Source organism: Mesobacillus sp. MER 48, assembly GCF_023714225.1.
Lineage (GTDB): Bacteria > Bacillota > Bacilli > Bacillales > Cytobacillaceae > Mesobacillus > Mesobacillus oceanisediminis_A.
This window is the reverse complement of the sequence record NZ_JAMAUR010000032.1, coordinates 1-481: the sequence shown is the minus strand read 5'-3', so window position 1 is coordinate 481 and position 481 is coordinate 1. Positions and strand designations below refer to the sequence as shown.

1 protein-coding gene is annotated in these 481 nt (G+C 65.1%); it reads right to left on the bottom strand.

What is annotated here, in order from left to right:
* Positions 1-65 precede the first annotated feature (65 nt).
* Positions 66-481, bottom strand: a 416-nt coding sequence (locus M3593_RS23755; protein WP_251665147.1) for a TipAS antibiotic-recognition domain-containing protein, incomplete at its 5' end; no start/stop codon positions are given.

Below are 481 nucleotides of genomic sequence, written 5' to 3'. Positions count from 1 at the left end.
TCAAGCCGCTGCCCGGACGCCTGAGCTTCTACCCCGATCGTCAGGCCGCGCTGGCTGACCTGTGATCACCCGGCGGCAGGTCCCTGCGCCTGCCGCATCAAGGATCCGGTCGCCTGCTGCAGCCAGCTCAGCACCGCCGGCGTCATCCAGGTGCCCTTCATCAAATGCGGCTCCTGCTCCATTGCCCGACGAAACTTCTGCAACGTCTGCGGCCGGGTACCGGCGTAGGACTGAAACAGTTCAAGCCACGCCCGGGCCAGCGCCTGACCCGACGCCGAGTCCGGCGCTACGCCCTCCCGGCACGCCTGATGCAGCTTCGCCACCAGCGCAGGCCACTCCTGTAGCCGGTCAAAATAGTGCTGGCGGGTGAACGCCATCTCTTCTTCGTCAAGGTACCGCGCCCAGATGGCCAGTTTGCTTTCGGCAAAGGCCTCGGTGATATAGGCGATGATTGCCGGCGTGACGCCGGTCTGTTCAACCA